We start from the raw sequence: 19,052 nt of genomic DNA, 5'->3' as shown, positions 1-19,052 counted from the left end.
ACTCTTAATTAATAAGTTGAATAGCTAATTTATCCCAAGTAAAATCATTAGCTAAAGTTAACGAAGATGTAACTTTTTCCTTATAAGACTCTGAATCCAAAACATCTAAAGAAGATAAAGAATTAGCCAAAGTTAAAGGTTCAACATTATCAACATAAGTACATGCAGTATCCCCTAAAATTTCGTGTGTTGCAGTTATGACTTCTTTATCTTTAAAAGCAATAACAGGAACTCCACATGCAATAGACTCCAAAATAGTTTGACCTAAAGGTTCATAAATAGATGACATTAAAAAATAATCCGATGCCTTATAGTAATCAGACACGGAATTAGTAGGACCTACAAGTAATATCTTTTTAGTTAGGTTTAAATCTTGGATAAGCTGACGATAATTATCAAATAGTAATCCATCACCAACTATAACAAGAAATAACCGCTTATCTTTAACTAAAGCCATTGACTTAATAGCAATATCAAAACCTTTTGCGGCAACAAATCGACCAACACATAATATTATTAAATCATGTTCAGATAAACCTAACTTCTGCCGTATGATATTTTTCTCAGATGTTTTGATCGGATGGAAAATTTTTCTATCCACACCGGGCTTAGAAATTTCGATTTGAACAATGTTAGTTGGTAAGGTTGAAGTAGCTATTACTTGTTTAGCTTGCTTTAACATATTATCAGAAAAAACGATAATTCTATTTGACATTGCTATTGCTTGAAAATCGAAATAATTATGGAGCTTATTCTTGATTTTACGAAAAAAACCAGATGAACCCAAAAAATTTTTTGAAGATTGAAACTGGCTAAATCCTGGTGCAATATAAGTATTCCGCCCATTAAAAAACTTATTTGCAAAATAACAGACAAATTGATTCCGGCTAATAGAATGAGTTACATTATTATCTACTTTAATTAAATAAAAAGTGTATATAAGCTCAAGTATAGCAACAGGTAGATAAAACTTATTGAGAAAATTAGAGTTGAAAGGTTGATATTTAAAACTATAGTACTTAATTCCATCAGAAAAAAACGTCCTTTGGAATCTATCATCATTTTTTATATATCCATATAATATAATAACATCATAATTCATCTTCAAAAGTGAATTAGATATAAATCTTATAGAATTTTCAACTCCACCATATTTTCCAAAATAAGATAGGTTAGATAATAAAACAGACTTCACATTTTCTCCTTATGCCTATTTTTTTGCATAACAACTGAAAAGATAACTCCCAAAAAAGAAAAATACAAAAAAGGTATTCTTGATTGGTCCAAAACATTATTCCCGAAACCTGACGGAATAGCAGAAAAAACAAAAAGTAAAACAATCAGCTTTTGAAGGCCTGTAATTTTTTTTGAAAAGAAAAAAATTACTAGTGGTAATAAAATAAAACAAAATAATAAAAAAACCCCATAAACCCCATATCTAAATAAATATAAAGAGTACTGAGACTCGAACATTAAACCACTACTTTTAAAAGAACCAAAACCTACTAAGAATTTAAACATGTCTTCATTTATCATATTTAGCAGTAGAAAAAACTGATCCAATCTAATTTTAGATGACCTATCGCCACCTGACGACATTGAAATTAATCCATTTATTAAATATTGGAACTGGTCTGCGAAAATGATGTACAAGAAAATGCAAGAAGTAAAGAAAGCTATAGGAAACAAAGCAAGCCTTAAATTAACAGCTTTTGATTTTTGAGAATTGCTTTCGTAAAATTTATATAAAATTAAATTAAGAATTATTACAGATAACAGAGTTATGAAACCAGATTTACTCTGACCAAATGCCATAGTAATTAAGATAATCGATATATATATTAAACAAACTTTAGAACCAGAAAGAATAAATCTTGTTAAAAAATAACTTAAAGGTAAAGCACTAATAAAAGCAAAATCATAAGGATTTTGAAATGTCCCTGTAAACCTTAAGTTGGGAATAAGAGAATATTTTGCGTATAAAGAAATGACACTTAATCCAAAAGAATTAATAAAAACTATACATAGCAAACTGAATAAAGCTGTAAAAAAAATACCGAAAGACATATATTTAACAAAATCGCCAACCGACATGGTATTTAATCTTATCAAATTAAATCCATACAAAAAACAAAACAAATAATAAACTGGTCTAAAAAGTTCATATACATCGGAAAAAATCAATTCATGATTATTAATACCAGTAACAAGGATGTTTACTAAGAAAGAAAGGGAAATAAAAAAAGCTATCAACTCAGTTTGTGTAAAATATAACCTTTTGTAAAAATATGAATAAATTGAATGTAGAAATAAAAATGAAAACATTACAAAGTTGATTATTAAGACACCTGTTCCTCCATTTTCGTCGAAAATATTATTAAAAGTAGGAAAAAACAAATTAAAAGATAACAAGAAAACTAAAAAATAAATTCCTTTTATGCGTAAATTAACCTTCATTTATGAAATCCCAAGATACTAATTAAAATTTTTATTTTTTTTATGATACTCATAATGTAAGGAGTCACGGCAAGAGAATACTTTAGCTGGATGCCCACCAGCTATAGCCAAGGCAGGTATATCAGAAACCACAACACTTCCTGCTTGAATAACGGCACCCTCACCAATCTTAACTCCTCCGAGGATTATAACACGATTACCTACCCAAACATTATCACCAATTTCAACGTCTTTGATTATATATGTATTATCGTAGGGTATCGAGCCACCATTAATATTATGATTTTGAGTTATTATTTGACACTCGCTACCAGAGTGGAAATTGTTACCAATAGTGACTTTTCCTCCTCCACTTATTGCCATCCCATTAAAGTTACAATTGAGACCTAATGCTGTATTATTATTAAAATAGGACTTATTATTTACATTAGGTAATTCACGGTATTCCGAAATACCTCTAAGTGACCTATAAGTATAATAAAACCTCTTCATTTTTATTTTTATTTTACGCATGTAATCTAATAAAAAAAACATTTTTACCTCTATAAAATCAAAATAATATAAATCAGTAAATTCGATTTATTTAACTATTTAATTATATCTGCTAAACTTTTAAATGGTATTAACAAAATATTTATCACTGTACTATAGCATTATAGTTAACACTTTAACTCAGTCATTAAAATGTACGATGTTATTTCTACGACTCACCTATAAAAGATAATGCAACAAAAAATATTGAGAAAAGATAATACTTTATAAATTTAATAAAAATACATTTTAATGAATCAAATGCATTAACTTTTTATTTTATAAACAGAAAAAATATTATTTGAAAAATGACGATAAAACAAATCGTTTGTATGTTGCTGATACAATAATTTTTTTATCAACAATGCAGCTAACACACCTTCCCTATGTTCCCATTTAGTAGCGTAGCTTTCACTATAACTTTTCAATGCTTGATTCCGGGAAGGTGAATTACAGTAATTAATACCTTCCTGAAGCGAACGAATCAAATCACCGCGATTTAACTCAAATGACACTCCATTCTTAACATATCCATAATAATCTGGTTTAGTTGCATCTTTTGAAAACTCATAGTATATCGTTGCTAAATTTGCCAAAGCAGCTTCCAAATGAATGCTAGTATTCGCAGCTATAACACAGCTTACCGAGGAGAAAAAATTTATCAAACTATCTTCTTTTGAGTTAGACCAAGTCACTAAAACATTTTTAACAATGTAGTGTCTAAGGATATTAACAAAAGATTTTTTTTGGCCAGGGTGTGTTCTAACGACAACATCAAATTTATTATTAACAAGAATATTTACTAAGTGCAAAACATCATCTATATCATCTAAAATATTTACAGCGATCCCTATACTTTTACCTTTATTTTTACAGCCAAAATTTATTGCTTTTTTCTGTCCAGAAAGAAAGACATCTGTTTGATGATTATTTATTGACAAATACTTAGATGAACAATTTAAATATGTATTAAATGCCATTTGACCATCAAGTAGTGCATAATCATACTTTAATGGTGGGAATAACTCTGAGACAGATGCATGCTGCATGTATAGCGTTTTAATGTTTAATACTTCACCAATTAATCTTAAGCATCTATTATCTACATTATGATCATTTGACATTACAATTAACTTGACGATATTGCATTTACTTTTTTTCTCTAGCATAGATAAAAAAACAGGAATATATAGATATGCTTCACAAAAGAAATTAAATGCAAATTCAATTTCAACTTCTTTATTTTTACTTTTTAATTTTAAATAAAGAGGAACTACATTAAATAAAAACAATAACAACGCGACAAATAAAACTTTAAGACTGACTGACAAGTTAACGAAGTCATTATTTCCTTTTACAGCCTTATTACCCAGAACTAGAGCATGTTGAATATCTAATTTGATTAAAGCTTCCACTGTTGGTATGAGACTATTTAATTGATTCTGTGTGCCAGCATAAATAAAAACATCTTCCTTGATATTATTTACACCAAAGCTTAACTTGCTTTTTCTAGCTATAATGTAAAAAAATGCTAAGACTCTTAAAATAACACCTTTAATTCTAGTTTTATTATTTATAATGTGGGGTACATCATTTAGCTTTTGCCCGTAAAGATACGCTAGATTAAGTTCATCTTCACGTTTTAAAGCATCGTTAGATAATCTAAACAATTTAATAATATTCATTTAAATAACTTCATTCCCCCACTGTAGCTTAATTATAAGTAAACAATTTAACATGTAATATGCTATAAAACTTCATTACTCAGATTAATCTAGTTGACTAACCCTTGAAGTAAACTGATGTAAACCTCAAACACTTTATTTTATATTAATACCATAAGTATCTTCGTCTAGCTCAGCCCTTATTTAATCAAGGTTTATTTATTTGTATATACTTTATAGTTTTTACAAGGCTAATAAATATACGCTTGTTGGCTAACCATAATGAACCAAAGCGAGGTTCATCCTGTCGACTTCTTATATTAACTGGCAACTGCTTTATTTTAAATCCTTTCAGTAGAGCCCATGTAAGTAATTCAGTACCAATTGAATCATAGGTTTCAAAAGCGCCATACTCATCATAAAGGTGTTTTTTATAGACTTTCAGGCCACATAAAGGATCTGTTATATTGAATTTTTTTGAAAAATATTGACCATATAACCATTCGGAAAAACGCGCAGATTCTGCACGTTGACCAACAATTAGATCGACGTCATCAGTCAACATCGATTGAATTATTTTTTTCACAGAATAAGGGTCATGTTGTCCATCTGCATCCATAGTTAGTAGATAATTAACATCCAAATCTGAACTTGCGTATGCAAGTCCTTGGTTAATAGCCTCTGCGTAACCATGGTTCATTTTTAAATCAACCACCAATGCACCAGCCTTTCTAGCAGTTGCACCTGTATTATCAGAAGAAGAATCATTAACAACAACAATAGTGATCTCTGGTCCCACGATGTCAAGAAGTTCAGTTATCACCCCCCCAATACTCGCGGCCTCATTGAAAGCAGGTATAATGATAGCTACTTGACTTGATGCCATTTGATATAGTCTCCAGCTGCAACAGTTTCGGTAATTTTTTTACCAAGGAGCTTTTCTAGGTGATAAGGTTCAATAGCATCATCAGGACATGGACGTAGACATTCTAGATGTTCTTTAGTTAAAACCTCACCAACTTTTACATCTTGAGTCAAACGAATTGAGCGACGCTGTACAATCACTGTTTCTTTCTCATTGTCTTCCACTCTTTTGATGCCTGAACCCAAGGATAAATAGAGCTCATTGGAACGATCAACCATTTCTCGCCATGAATTTGGATTCATAGCAAACTTATGATCTGGCCCTTCATTATTATTAGAATCGGTAAAATGTTTTTCAATTATATTAGCACCCAGTGCTATCGCCCCTAAAGTAGTAGCATGACCAGGTGTATGATCACTTAATCCAAGTATGGCGTGTGGATACATAGATCTTAATGTTTTTAATACGTTAAGGTTGATATATTTAAAATTTTCTAATGATGCCGTATAATTTGTATTACATTGCATTATAACAACTTCACCGGTATGACATAAAGTTTGTTGCACAGCTCTATCTATTTCATCTAAAGTCGAGGCACCACAAGCGAGGAGCATTGGCTTGCCCTTTGAAGCCATTTTATTGATTATTTCCGGCCATGTAATATCACCTGAACCTACTTTAAATGCAGGTACGTACTCATCAACATAATCGACTAAACTTGTAGAGTATGGACTTGTAAAAAACTCTACGCCAGCATGTTTACAAGTTTCAACAAGAGTCTTAGTCCAATCTAAATCAATCGAAGCATCTTGATAAACTTCAAAAACTGATTTTTTCCAATTTTTTTGATGAGACTGCTCACCCTTTAGCACTTCAAAACCATGTTTACTGACAATGGAATCAGCTTTAAAATGTTGAAATTTTGCAGCATGAGCTCCTGATTCTGCTGCTAAATAAATTAATTCTATTGCTTTATTTAAGTCACCATTATGATTAGCACCAATGTCAGCAATGAAATAAGGTTCACCAGCAGCTGTAACCGAAGTATTACCTATGTTAAATTTACTTGACAGAATCTTTTTTGAATTCATTTGCTACACTCTCAATTTCATTAATTAATATTGGTAAGTTATAATTATATTTTTTTTCAAACAAACTTACATCCATCCTCATATCTTTAGGTCTAGCGGTTTTTAACGCTATATCATTTACAGAAATTGACCGATATTTAAAATCCTTAAAACCAGATAACTGAAGGAATGCCTTCAAAAAATTTTCTTTAGACATACCACCTTTTGAACCTACATTAAATACACCTGGTATTTTTTTTTGTAGACAAATGAGAATCACATCACATAATGTGTGAATTGATAAAGGTGAAAAGAAAACATCATTAAATAGATTCAGTTCCTGATTAGATAAAACTAATTTATAAATAGAATTACATAAACCTTCTGAACTTTCACTTAAGCTTTTACCAAAAAAATTTGTTCGTAAAATCACAACGTTTTCAGATTTAAAACTTTTTTCACCACAATATTTTGTCATTGCATAATTATTAGTAATGACAACATCTTCTTCAGTAGAGTTATCAGCGTCATAGATATGATCTGTGGATATATGAACTACAAAAACATCTTTGTGGTGATTGCTATAAGCTGAAATATTTTCAGCAATTCTTGTATTAACTTGATATGCAAAATTCAAATCATATTCACAAGCATCAACATTAGTCAGTGCTGCCAGGTTAACTATTAAATCGGGTTTAACTTCGGCTAATAAATGACTGCATTTAATTTTGGAGGTCATATCTAGATTATAATCACTATTAGGTGACGTTCTGGTTAATGTGACCAACTCATAATGAGGTTGTAATAACTTAACCAGGGAAGTTCCAAGTAGCCCATTAGAGCCTATTAATAAAAGCTTTTTCACTTATTGACCTTATGGGTTTTAAATTTATATTTAAGTTCAGCTAATTTCCAATCATCAATTGTGTCAATATCGTGAGCATCATTTGGATTGATGACGAATGGTATACAGGCATCAGTAATTAATCGTTTCTCTGTCATGACAACATCAGGTTTAAAGATGTAAAATTGTCCCGCATCATGATAATTAACAGCAAGATCTTGGCTTCTCATGTTATAGCACTCAGGGTGATTAGATACTAAAAAACCATCCTTTCTAATTAAAGACCGTTGAATCGGGTGGCTATATTCGAGAACTGATGCAATACTACTTGCAGTAGCATTTGATTGTAGTACTTGAATAGCTTCTGATAACATATTACTAGTAACAAAGACTGATGTTGGATATACACAGCAAACGAGATCAAAGTTTCGATCACAATTACTTAGCACTTCTTCAATAACATCAAAAGTAGTAGCGAAGTCATCTGAATTTTTCTTACTCCTAATAAATGGTACCGAAGCTCCATAATTCAAAGCAATAGACTTAATCTTTTCTGAATCTGTAGACACAATAACGGTATCGATATCATTAACTGCTAATAAAGCCTTAATCGGATAACTAATAATCTCTTTACCTAAAAAATTTTTCAGATTTTTACCTGGTATTCGCTTACTACCAGCTCTGGCAGGTATAATAGCTAGTATTCTAGTCATCTATTAAATCTCCTATACAGTAAAGCTTGGATCTACATGAATTTTAATTAAATCACGTAACCCTTCAACTGTTTCCCATTCGGTATTTGTGCCGGAATTATACTTAAAACCAAAAGGAACCTTTTGTGCTTTATGATGCATCATGTACTGATTCTCTGTATAAGTATAAGAAACTGAAGGAAGTATTGCATAATAAAGGCCTAAATCGATAGTATTTAAGGAATCCGTATCCGTTATCATCTCTTCATGTAATTTTTCACCAGGACGGATACCGACATTACGAATTTCACACTCTGGAGCAATGGCTTTTGCTATATCTAAAATTTTATAAGATGGAATCTTAGGGATAAAAATCTCACCGCCTAAATGGTTCCCTAAAGCAAACATAACTAAATTTACACCATCTTGTAAGGATATGTTAAAACGAGTCATCTCTTCATGAGTAATAGGTAAAACACCATCTTTACGTTTTTCTAAGAAAAAAGGAATAACTGAACCACGAGACCCCATGACATTCCCATAACGAACAACGCTAAATTTAATATCTTTTGAACCACGGATATTATTAGCAGCAGCAAACAGTTTGTCAGAAACTAATTTAGTAGCTCCGTATAAGTTTATGGGTGCACAAGCTTTGTCAGTTGATAGTGCAACAACATCGTGGACACCACACGCTAGTGCAGCATGAATAACATTCTCGGCTCCATCAACATTAGTACGAATACACTCAGTAGGGTTATATTCAGCCGTATCAACTTGTTTAATCGCTGCTGCATGAATAATTACATCTACGCCCTCGCAAGCCTGTGTTAATCTACTTTTGTCCCGCACATCACCAATAAAAAAACGTAACTGAGGATAATCATGAGCAGGGTACTTCTGCTTAATTATTGATTGTTTTAACTCATCTCGAGAATAAATGATAATTTTTTTTACTTCTGGGTAACGCTCTAAAATTGTATTGATAAATTGCTTACCAAATGAGCCAGTACCACCGGTGATTAAAACAGTTTTGTTATTCAACATATTAATTTCCATTGTTAATGATTTAATTATTTTAACTCGAATTTGCAATTAACTTTTGTGTCAATAGACTGAACAAACCGAGTTCATCACTTCATTATGGGTTGCCCTGCACATCCAAAATCAACCGACAAATATAATAAAGAGATGAATAGTGTAGCAATATATTTTTTAAATGAGTTCTATCTATTCCTATATAAATATTAGCAAAGAAACCAATTATATATTGTATTGGTTACCTTTATGTCAAAAAAACTCAAAACGTTTGATATAAACTTAAAATTTAGCATCTAATAAACATTAATAATATAGACTAAAAAAAATACCATTAAATGTTATAACTAAGAATTAATCCATTGATGCAGATGCCATTATTGGATTAATAATGTTCAAAATGACTTTTACCTAAACCATCATAAAAATATTTTACATTAATCTAGGAAACTGGTCTATTCACAAAAACCATTTTACAAACAACATCTATAATAGTGGTTGGGGTTTACAATTCAGTTTAATTAAGACATTAAAATATTAAAATATTAAAATCGCAAGTTTAACACTTTCAGAATAAGTACTCTTATTATATTTAAATTAAATTTAAAAGACATTTTACGAATAGAATTAATAGCAATATAGTATTTTAACCTATGAATAATCTTTTTATGTCCTTTGCCCCAAATCAATGGTGACGAATTTAATAAAATAACAGTTGCTAAATGTGCTATATTTTTTTTGATTGTATCCCTTTCAACTCCTTCCTCATATATATAATTTGTTATTCTAATATATTGCTTTATTAAATAGACTCTTTCAGTATAATAATAATATACTGTTTCATCTATAATATGAGAAAACCCAGGGACACCCTGATAGCAACATATGTCTGATATCGTGATAATGTCCTTATTTTGTTGTAAAATTGAAAGCACCATAACTTCATGAGGATACATTAGTTTATCTTCACACTGATACAGTTGATATAATAATTTCATATCTATATATTTTTTATTTAAGATCATACCAGACATGTATGAATGTTTAACTGCAACCTCGGAAATACCACTTAGACGGTTATAAAGTGAATTTGAATACTCAGAATAAAATTTATTCTTATGGGTATTAAAAATACTGCCATATATTATACCTGTAGCACAAGAATCTAGCAGGCCCTCTTCAATAATTTTTTCAACATACTTAGGGTTAATTAAATCGTCATCACTGAGTAAAAAAACAAAATCAGTTTCAGCTTTTGATACCACATCTAATAAGTTCCCACAAAAACCTATATTTTTTCCCTGTCTAAAAACCTTTAAGCGACTATCATCTAATTTATTTATCTCAGACCAAGTATTATCAGGGGAGTAATTATCCATAACAATGATGTCTATTAATTCACTTTTTACACTTAAAGCAGATTCAATTGCAAGTTTTACTTTAGCGCAGCGATTATATGTTGGAATACATATAGAAATTAATTTTTTCATTTTATTTTTTTTCTTATATTAAAGTAAAACTTTTTTGAGAATATATAGATATAGCTATTAGTCAACAACAGTATAACGGTGCAAAACAATATAATTAAAACCTTAGCGGATATACTTATATATAAAGCCTGTTGATTTAATAAAGGCGATAGGGTAAACACAATAACAAAAGATAAAACGGGCAACAAAATTAAATATCGAAAATTAAATTCTAATTTATCTGTTGATTTGTACCCTAAATAACTATATAAAATAACAGCAATAATTTTCTGTATTAATGTCGCTACCGCCGCACCATAGATACCATAGATAGGTATGAGAATATAATTTAAAAATATATTTAATAATGCAGCGAATATACTTATAGCAGCATATCTAGTTGTCGAATTTATCAATAAAGGCCCAGCAGTAAATATATATACAGATTGAAATACAAAAACAAATATTAATATCATTGCGTAATTATATGCTTCAAGATATGCATCTGTAGCCATTAGCATTACAATCTCTTTCGAAAAAAGGCTAAAACCAATGCCAAATAAACAAAAAATAGGTACTACAGTATGTGCGATTTTTATTATTTCCGTTTTATCGGTTGCTGACCCTTTCATCTTTTCAAAAAAAAAGGGGCCATATGCCATAGTAAATGATCCTATTAATACACTAAAAATCATACTAATTTGGCTTGCTACTGAATACAATCCTACAGCTGTTAAGGTAAGAAAATAACCTACAAATATCCTATCACACATAGTCGTTACAATATTCGATACGCTATGTGGAAATAACGGTAGTGAGTATTTTAATACTGTTTTTAATATTTCAAAATTATAATAAAAACCATTACTCTTATAAAAATTAAAAATTGAATAACTAAAAAAAACTATATTTGTAAATAGTAACCCAAACAACAAACCCTCTGACTTTAAATTTAAAAGTATAATACATACAAGATTCATCATTATAAGCAACAATGTATACAGAAAACTAAGAAAACCAAACTTTTTTGATTCTTGTTTTACTTGATACATGCGTTTTAATATTGAATAAGCTGGATAAAATGCAATACAAGCAAGTCCAATTTTTAAGTTGTGATGCAAATCATCATTATTAGAAAAGACATTAAACAAATCGTTATAAAAAAAATAGAATAACAGAGTGAATATAAATGATATTAATAATACTGTTGTAAATATTGTGCCAAATAGCTCTCTAACTTTTTCCTCATCAGCTTTGAAATCATAATAAAATTTCCCAAGTCCATTTTCTAAAGAAAAAGTATACAACAAAATAAGAAATGCATTTATAGCGAGTACTAAGCTATATGAACCAAAATCAGCTGGTGACAGGTAAGCGGTATAAATAGGCATCATAAAAAATACGAGGCCCTTCTCAAAAATAGCTAAAACCGTATATATAAACGAGTTTGTTAATAATTTAGACATTTGTTAACTTAGCTTTGATGTAACTTTCAATATTATCTTCCGTATAAATCTGCGTATAATTTGAATTCATCCACAATGTCATCAGTTCTACGGACCTATAATCTAATTCACCAAAACTAACTTCAATTGGTTGGTACTTACGGATAATCTCAACTAACTCCCTTGGAGTATAAGATGAATCTGATAGAATCTGAAATTTATTTTTTTTTGTAATTTGCATTATTTTTTCGATATTAACGCAAATATCATCAACATTAACAAGGTTTAACTCTTGCAAGCCTTCCGTTAAAGCGACTTTTTGACATTTATTTGACATTGTTATTAAGTAATCTAAAAGTTTTCCTCGGCCATCACTTTCGCCATAAGTTCCATATAATACAATCTCTTTACACAATACTTTCGTGTAAGTATTGTAAAAATCCAAAAATGGTACAATTGCTTTTTTTGATGCGGAATATAAATCTATTGCTATATTTTTATTATCAATATTTCCGAATTGCCAATAACTACCAATATAAATAAATTCAATATCACTATTAATTTCAAGTACTTTTAATATCTCCAGTGGTTTTTTAACATTTATATCAATAATACTTGCTATGTTATTATTATCAAAGCAAGCAGACATGTAAATAATTTTATGAGGCTTAAATTTAGATAGTATAATTTCAACATCATCATCGAATAAATAATTATTTACACCAGCAATAGGTGATATACGCCTACTGACATTACCTATACAGTAACCTTGTGCCATCAAATATTCGACAAGCTTATTTCCAATATAACCTGTTGCACCATAAATTAATATGTTCATAACCGAGTCTTAAAAGGGCTAACGCCCCTTTTTTTTATTAAAAACTTAAACCAAAAAATTCTTCAAATTTCTGAATAATGAAATCCAAGTGTTGCTTAGATAAGCCTGGGTAAACACCGATCCAGAAGGTATGGTTCATAATAATATCTGTATTTGTTAATTCACCTACAACACGATACTCAACATTTTCAAAATATGGTTGACGTGTTAAATTACCAGCAAATAATAAACGTGTACCTATTTTGAATTGATCCATAAACTTCAATAAGTCAACACGGGCGATGCCACTATCTGGTTTAATCGTTATAGGAAAGCCAAACCATGATGGGTCAGATTTTTCAGTAGCCTCTGGAAGAATAATAAACTCTTCGCAACTAGCTAACCCATCTTTAAGGTAAACAAAGTTCGCTTTGCGTTGTTCAACAAATTTTTCAACACTGTCCATCTGTGCAAGTCCACAAGCTGCCTGCATATCAGTGATTTTCAGATTGTAACCAAGATGAGAATAGGTATATTTATGATCATATCCCTGCGGCAAAGTGCCTAACTGCTGGTCAAAACGTTTACCACAAGTGTCATCACATCCTGGAGCACAATAACAATCACGGCCCCAATCACGGAATGATTCAATTAACTTTCGAAGTTCTTTGTTTTTGGTAAATACCGCACCACCTTCACCCATGGTGATATGATGAGCCGGGTAAAAACTGACGGTGGCTATATCACCAAATTGGCCAACCATCTTACCGTCATAAGTTGAACCGAGGGCATCACAACAATCTTCAATTAACCAAAGGTTATATTTATCAGCAACGCGGCGTGCTTCAGTTAAATCAAATACATTACCTAATGTATGCGCCACCATGATAGCTTTTGTTTTGTCAGTTACAGCTGCTTCAATCATATCTGGCTTGATTTGGTAGGTTGGAATGTCAACATCAACAAAAACCGGCACTAAACCATTCTGGATTGTAGGATTAACGGTTGTAGGGAAACCAGCAGCAACAGTAATAACCTCATCACCTGGCTTTAATTGGCGCTCGCCCAACGTTGGTGAAGTTAACGCCGTCAATGCCAACAAATTAGCCGATGAACCCGACGTAGTGGTTAATACATATGGTACACCAAGGTATTCACCTAGTCGCTTTTCAAATGCATCATTGAAACGGCCAGTAGTTAACCATCCATCCAACGAGGCTTCGACCATCATTTTAAGCTCATTTGCACCTAACACTTTACCTGATGGTGGTACGACGGTTTCACCCGCTATGAATATTTTTGGTGCATATTCTATTGCAGCATATTGGTCTACTAAGTCTGCTATTTGTTTTCTAATTAATTCTTTTGACATTTTATTTTCCCACTCTTGCTGCAATGTATTCTCTAATTTCAAAAATTGTATGTTGTTTTATATTTTCGCCGGCAAGCCAGGCTTTCTGCCACTTAACAATACGATCTAAAGTTTCTTCAAGTCCCCATATTGGTTGCCAATTCAATTTCATTTTGGCTTTGGAACAATCCAATTTTAGGTAATGCGCTTCATGAGGATGTTCACCATCAGATAAATACCAACTGGCATTTCCACCCCATTGTTGAGCTAACTTTTCAACAAGCCACTGAACAGGTTGGGCATCTTCATCTCTTGGGCCAAAATTCCATCCCTGAGCAAATTCAGGGCCGTGCTCAAATAAATGTTCAGCCACAGTGATATATCCAGATAACGGTTCTAGTACATGCTGCCAAGGGCGAATAGCATGTGGACTACGTATTTCTACCGTTTTTTTTGCGGAAAAAGCTTGTAACATATCAGGAATAAGTCGGTCTGCCGCCCAATCACCACCACCGATTACATTACCTGCTCGAACGGATGCAAGGGCACAACCATGAAGATGATATTTGTCTGCATTAAAAAATGATTGTCTATATGATGATGCGACTAATTCGGCACAGCCTTTGCTGTTACTGTATGGATCATATCCGCCCATAGCTTCGTCTTCACGGTAACCCCAAACCCACTCTCTGTTTTCGTAGCATTTATCGCTGGTTATATTAACAACAGCCTTAACACAACCAACTTGTCTAATCGCTTCTAGTAAGTAAACGGTACCCATTACGTTAGTAGAATACGTTTCTATTGGGTCATCATAGGATTGGCGCACCAATGGCTGGGCTGCCATATGGAAAACGATTTCAGGTTTAAAGTTTTGAATGCTTTCTCTAAGGTGTAAAAAATCACGAATATCACCTTCTTCAGATACCATTTCCTCTGCAACATTAGCTTCTTCAAATAAGCTTGGTGTTGTCGGCGCTGCTAATGCGTATCCTTTAACTACTGCGCCCATTTCCTGTAACCACAACGAAAGCCAACTACCTTTAAAGCCAGTATGACCAGTCATAAAGACCTTTTTACCTTTCCAAAAATTTGGATTCATCGTTTACTCCCAAATTTTCCAAGGTGCTTTGCCGGAATCCCAAAGATTTTCTAGATGAACTTTATCACGCAATGTATCCATTGGTTGCCAAAAACCATGATGCTCAAAGGCCATTAATTCGTTATCTTCAGCTAATGCCTTCAAAGGTTCTTGTTCCCAAGTGCAACTATCACCATCAATAAGTTTCAGCACTTCAGGAGATAAGACGAAGAAACCACCATTTATCATAGCTCCGTCACCACGGGGCTTCTCTTGAAAACTATTAACTTTCCCAGCTGTAATGTCTAATGCACCAAAACGTCCTGGTGGGAATGTTGCTGTTAAAGTTGCTTTTTTTCCATGACTTCGATGAAAAGCAATACTTTTAGTAATGTTTACATCTGAAACACCATCACCATATGTAAAACAGAATTCTTTTTCATCTTTTAGATAATCACCAACACGACCTAAACGCCCACCTGTCATGGAGTCATCACCAGTATCAACTAAAGTCACAGTCCATGGTTCAGCTCGTTTATGATGAACTTTCATTTCGTTTTCGTTCATATCAAAGGTGACATCTGACATATGCAAAAAGTAATTGGCAAAGTACTCTTTGATAACGTACCCCTTATAACCACAGCAGATAATGAAATCATTAATACCATGTGCTGAATACATTTTCATGATGTGCCACAGAATGGGTTTGCCACCAATATCAACCATTGGTTTGGGCTTTAATGAGGTTTCTTCACTTAAGCGTGTCCCTAAGCCTCCGGCTAAAATAACTGCTTTCATTTTTATTTTATCTCCTAGATTAAATCTGTTTTGCGGGAGTAAATGCATCAGAATGGAAAGAATCCGATGGTAACTGCCTTTCTTTGAATTTTTTAGCTGCATCATTAATCATGCTAAGAGAACCGCATGCATATACTTCGTATTTAATTAACGAATCGAAGGTGTCACAGACTATGTCTTGCACATAGCCTTTACAACCTATATAGGTTTCTTCACGTGATAGCACTGGGGTGACATTTATATGTTTATAGGCTTTTGCTAACGCAAAAAGCTCTGTGCAATAAAGTTCGCCTTTATATTGCATCCCCCAATAAATATTAATTTCTCTTTCATCCCCAGAATGAACTAAATTTTCAACTATCGCTTTGATAGGTGCAATACCAGTACCTGTAGCAAGTAATATAAGCGGTTTAATATTATCCCGTACAAAGAATGTTCCTTTAGGCCCTTCCATACGCATTAACTGATTTACTTTCACTTGACCAAAAATCTGTGTTGACATTTTTCCATTTGGTACTTTACGTATATGTAATTCGATTCCCTTCCCTGTAACATTAGCATTTGCGATAGAATAACTACGCTTAATCCCATTAAAACTTAAATCTATATATTGACCAGGAAGATATTCAAACAGAAGCGAAGGCGGGAATCTAAAAGTTAAAATAACAATATCATCTGTTGTATAAGTAACACTCGAAACCTTGCATGGAATTGTTTGTTGCTTAATATTTGACAGCTCAGGAAAGTAATTCGCCTTTAGTGTTATATTTGTTTCTGCTCTCGATTTGCATGTTAGAACTTTACCCGATGACACAGCTTTACCATTTTCATTAATAACAACACCAGATAAAACATCAGCAGAACAAACACCACAGTCACCACTTTTACAGCTATACTCTAGGTAAATATTCTGAGCTATTGCATCATCTAAAATATTAGATTCACTTTCAAATGATATACCTGATGGCATGATTTCAATTTTATAAGTCATATTTTTAACTAATGTTGAATATTTTCAACATCTACACTCACTAATAATTAGGATGATGAGACACATTTAATCCATTTTGAGACACGTCAATCTTCGCTAACCCGCATACAACTCAGGTTTCGCTGTTTTCTTGAAAACAGTCCCAATAGGTAAATAAAGAGTTGAGCCTAGATTGCTAGAGCGCTTCGCTGCTAATAACTATAAAGCAAAGAGTCTTAATTCTCTTTTCTAACAAAATACCTAATTAATACAAACATGACACCTAACATGCCACCTAGCATGGTGCCTAACACACAGATTAACGCTCGTTTAGGCTTTGATTTCTCTTCTGGTATTAACGCTGGATCAATTGTTTTAAATACGTACTCATCGCGTACTTCGGCAAACATAATTGTTTTCGCTTGCTCTTCGATAAGTTTGTATAAAATTGAGCGAATGTCTGCAATCTTTGTTTGTTGAATTTGAGATTTCAAAAATATTGTACTGCGAGTTGCTTCAGCAACATCGCGGTCTTTCATTTCTTTATTAATATCTTGCACTAACCAATTAACCCATTGATGAGCTACAGTTGGTGAAAGATGTTCGACAGAAACGGTTACCATACCAGTGTCTTTTGCTGCGTTAATGGCAATGATTTTACTGAATACTTTATAGGCTTCTTGCATTGACGGTTCAGATTTGTATGGCAGTTTTACTTCGCGCAACCATTTGCTTTCAACCGAATTATATATTTCGTCATCGTAGCTAATTGAGTTATCAGCCATATTCCATTTTTTAGCAGCCATTAAGTCAGGTAAAATATTATGTTTTTGGATAAAGTTACTGGTAAATTGGCGTGACTTCATCACTTCTATTGCCATTTGTGTTTTATCTACACCACCAGCACCCAAGTTGATACCTGCCATGCTTGCTAAACCACCAAACTGCCCAGCAAGTGCCGCTAAACCGCCACCACCTTGCTCTGAATCAGCCGGTGCTAACAAGGCTTCTGACTTATAGATATTTGGCTGATTAATCGCAAATACAACTGAGGCTACAGCGAAAATAAACGTGATTGCAATAATTAACCACTTGCCTTGCCAGATCACCGAAAATAACTCACGAAGGTCAATTTCGTCGTCACTAGCCGAAACCTGTGGAAATTGGTGATCTTGTTTATATTGGTTTATTTCATTGGACATTTAACGTTTGTCTCTTTGTTTTAAGTTTCGAGTACGGTTTACGGAACGGTCGCAAGCTTCCTTACTGAACGCTTCGCTTACGGGTTACAGAAAATCGATTACAGATTTCGGAACGCTTTGCTGACGGTGAACAGTATACGGTGTTCGGAACGGTCGCAAGCTTCCTTACGGAACGTTTTACTGACGGTGAACAGTGTACGGTGTTCGGAACGGTCGCAAGCTTCCTTACGGAACGCTTTGCTGACGGTGAACAGTGTACGGTGTTCGGAACGGTCGCAAGCTTCCTACTGAACGCTTCGCTTACGGGTAATGACCACAGACTACTGCACGCTTTATTTAACGCTCCAGGTTGCGCTTTTTAATCGATTTGATTAATCCAGCAATCATTGCCGCTATTTTTTCTGATTTAACGAGTAAATCGTCAACAAAATTTGAATCAAGGTAGCCTATATCTTTCCCTATCATTGCCTGTGTCATGGACTCTGCTAGTGATGCTTTAGCAATATACAGAAACTGTATTTGTTCTTTTGTGCCCTGACGTTCTATTCCTTCAGCAATATTTGAAGGAACGGAGAGGCCAGAACGAGTAATTTGATCTTTAAACCCAAAATCTCGTAACTCTTTAGTCTCTATATATATTGATCGTGAAAGTTGATAGCTCAACTGCCACACTTCAAGTTTTTGAAATTTCATAACCATCCTTGGTTGATATAGAAACAATCTGAGTTTAACTAATTCGGTTTACGCTGGACGATTAA

The 19,052-nt window shown here is 32.7% G+C and carries 18 protein-coding genes; all 18 read right to left on the bottom strand.

From position 1 onward, the window contains the following. Positions 1 to 4: 4 nt before the first annotated feature. Positions 5 to 1,195, bottom strand: a complete 1,191-nt coding sequence (locus FH971_RS05665) for a glycosyltransferase (protein WP_140233664.1) — start codon at positions 1,193 to 1,195, stop codon at positions 5 to 7. Beyond that, positions 1,192 to 2,457, bottom strand: a complete 1,266-nt coding sequence (locus tag FH971_RS05660) for a hypothetical protein (RefSeq protein ID WP_140233663.1) — start codon at positions 2,455 to 2,457, stop codon at positions 1,192 to 1,194. The genes FH971_RS05665 and FH971_RS05660 overlap by 4 nt, the downstream gene beginning before the upstream one ends. A gap of 18 nt (positions 2,458 to 2,475) precedes the next feature. Continuing rightward, entirely contained in the window at positions 2,476 to 2,991 is a 516-nt protein-coding gene (locus tag FH971_RS05655; protein WP_140233662.1) for an acyltransferase, read from the bottom strand. Positions 2,992 to 3,254: 263 nt separating this feature from the next. Continuing rightward, positions 3,255 to 4,673: a hypothetical protein gene (locus tag FH971_RS05650; protein ID WP_140233661.1), complete on the bottom strand. Its 1,419-nt coding sequence runs from the start codon at positions 4,671 to 4,673 to the stop codon at positions 3,255 to 3,257. Between the two features lie 187 nt (positions 4,674 to 4,860). Further along, positions 4,861 to 5,538, bottom strand: a complete 678-nt coding sequence (locus FH971_RS05645) for a glycosyltransferase family 2 protein (RefSeq protein ID WP_140233660.1) — start codon at positions 5,536 to 5,538, stop codon at positions 4,861 to 4,863. Further along, a complete protein-coding gene (locus FH971_RS05640; protein WP_140233659.1) occupies positions 5,520 to 6,608 on the bottom strand; it encodes an N-acetylneuraminate synthase family protein in 1,089 nt (362 codons plus the stop codon). The genes FH971_RS05645 and FH971_RS05640 overlap by 19 nt, the downstream gene beginning before the upstream one ends. Beyond that, a complete protein-coding gene (locus FH971_RS05635) occupies positions 6,580 to 7,452 on the bottom strand; it encodes a dTDP-4-dehydrorhamnose reductase family protein (protein WP_140233658.1) in 873 nt (290 codons plus the stop codon). The genes FH971_RS05640 and FH971_RS05635 overlap by 29 nt, the downstream gene beginning before the upstream one ends. Then, entirely contained in the window at positions 7,449 to 8,144 is a 696-nt protein-coding gene (gene pseF / locus FH971_RS05630; protein WP_140233657.1) for a pseudaminic acid cytidylyltransferase, read from the bottom strand. Before pseF ends, FH971_RS05635 begins: the two co-directional genes overlap by 4 nt. A gap of 12 nt (positions 8,145 to 8,156) precedes the next feature. Beyond that, positions 8,157 to 9,170 (bottom strand): UDP-N-acetylglucosamine 4,6-dehydratase (inverting), encoded by a 1,014-nt coding sequence (gene pseB / locus FH971_RS05625; RefSeq protein ID WP_140233656.1) that lies wholly within the window; start codon positions 9,168 to 9,170, stop codon positions 8,157 to 8,159. A gap of 536 nt (positions 9,171 to 9,706) precedes the next feature. Further along, positions 9,707 to 10,651, bottom strand: coding sequence for a glycosyltransferase family 2 protein (locus FH971_RS05620; RefSeq protein ID WP_140233655.1), 945 nt, complete (start codon positions 10,649 to 10,651; stop codon positions 9,707 to 9,709). Further along, a complete protein-coding gene (locus FH971_RS05615) occupies positions 10,648 to 12,096 on the bottom strand; it encodes an oligosaccharide flippase family protein (RefSeq protein WP_140233654.1) in 1,449 nt (482 codons plus the stop codon). Before FH971_RS05615 ends, FH971_RS05620 begins: the two co-directional genes overlap by 4 nt. Beyond that, the gene (locus FH971_RS05610) at positions 12,089 to 12,913 is read right to left on the bottom strand and encodes an NAD-dependent epimerase/dehydratase family protein (protein WP_140233653.1); all 825 of its coding nucleotides are present in this window, start codon (positions 12,911 to 12,913) and stop codon (positions 12,089 to 12,091) included. Before FH971_RS05610 ends, FH971_RS05615 begins: the two co-directional genes overlap by 8 nt. 37 nt (positions 12,914 to 12,950) lie before the next feature. Next, on the bottom strand, positions 12,951 to 14,264 hold the full coding sequence (rfbH, locus tag FH971_RS05605) for a lipopolysaccharide biosynthesis protein RfbH (protein WP_140233652.1): 1,314 nt from the start codon (positions 14,262 to 14,264) through the stop codon (positions 12,951 to 12,953). Between the two features lies 1 nt (position 14,265). Then, positions 14,266 to 15,345 (bottom strand): CDP-glucose 4,6-dehydratase, encoded by a 1,080-nt coding sequence (gene rfbG, locus FH971_RS05600; RefSeq protein ID WP_140233651.1) that lies wholly within the window; start codon positions 15,343 to 15,345, stop codon positions 14,266 to 14,268. Between the two features lie 3 nt (positions 15,346 to 15,348). Continuing rightward, positions 15,349 to 16,122 carry a glucose-1-phosphate cytidylyltransferase gene (gene rfbF, locus FH971_RS05595; protein WP_140233650.1) on the bottom strand — a complete coding sequence of 258 codons (774 nt, stop codon included), beginning with the start codon at positions 16,120 to 16,122 and terminating at the stop codon, positions 15,349 to 15,351. A 19-nt stretch (positions 16,123 to 16,141) separates the two neighbouring features. Then, the gene (locus FH971_RS05590; RefSeq protein WP_140233649.1) at positions 16,142 to 17,113 is read right to left on the bottom strand and encodes an FAD-binding oxidoreductase; all 972 of its coding nucleotides are present in this window, start codon (positions 17,111 to 17,113) and stop codon (positions 16,142 to 16,144) included. Positions 17,114 to 17,328: 215 nt separating this feature from the next. Continuing rightward, positions 17,329 to 18,294 carry a Wzz/FepE/Etk N-terminal domain-containing protein gene (locus FH971_RS05585; RefSeq protein ID WP_140233648.1) on the bottom strand — a complete coding sequence of 322 codons (966 nt, stop codon included), beginning with the start codon at positions 18,292 to 18,294 and terminating at the stop codon, positions 17,329 to 17,331. A gap of 336 nt (positions 18,295 to 18,630) precedes the next feature. Beyond that, on the bottom strand, positions 18,631 to 18,987 hold the full coding sequence (locus FH971_RS05580; RefSeq protein ID WP_140233647.1) for a four helix bundle protein: 357 nt from the start codon (positions 18,985 to 18,987) through the stop codon (positions 18,631 to 18,633). Positions 18,988 to 19,052 lie beyond the last annotated feature (65 nt).

The sequence above is a fragment of the Shewanella polaris genome, from assembly GCF_006385555.1.
GTDB lineage: Bacteria > Pseudomonadota > Gammaproteobacteria > Enterobacterales > Shewanellaceae > Shewanella > Shewanella polaris.
This window is presented reverse-complemented; position numbering and strand designations above follow the sequence as displayed.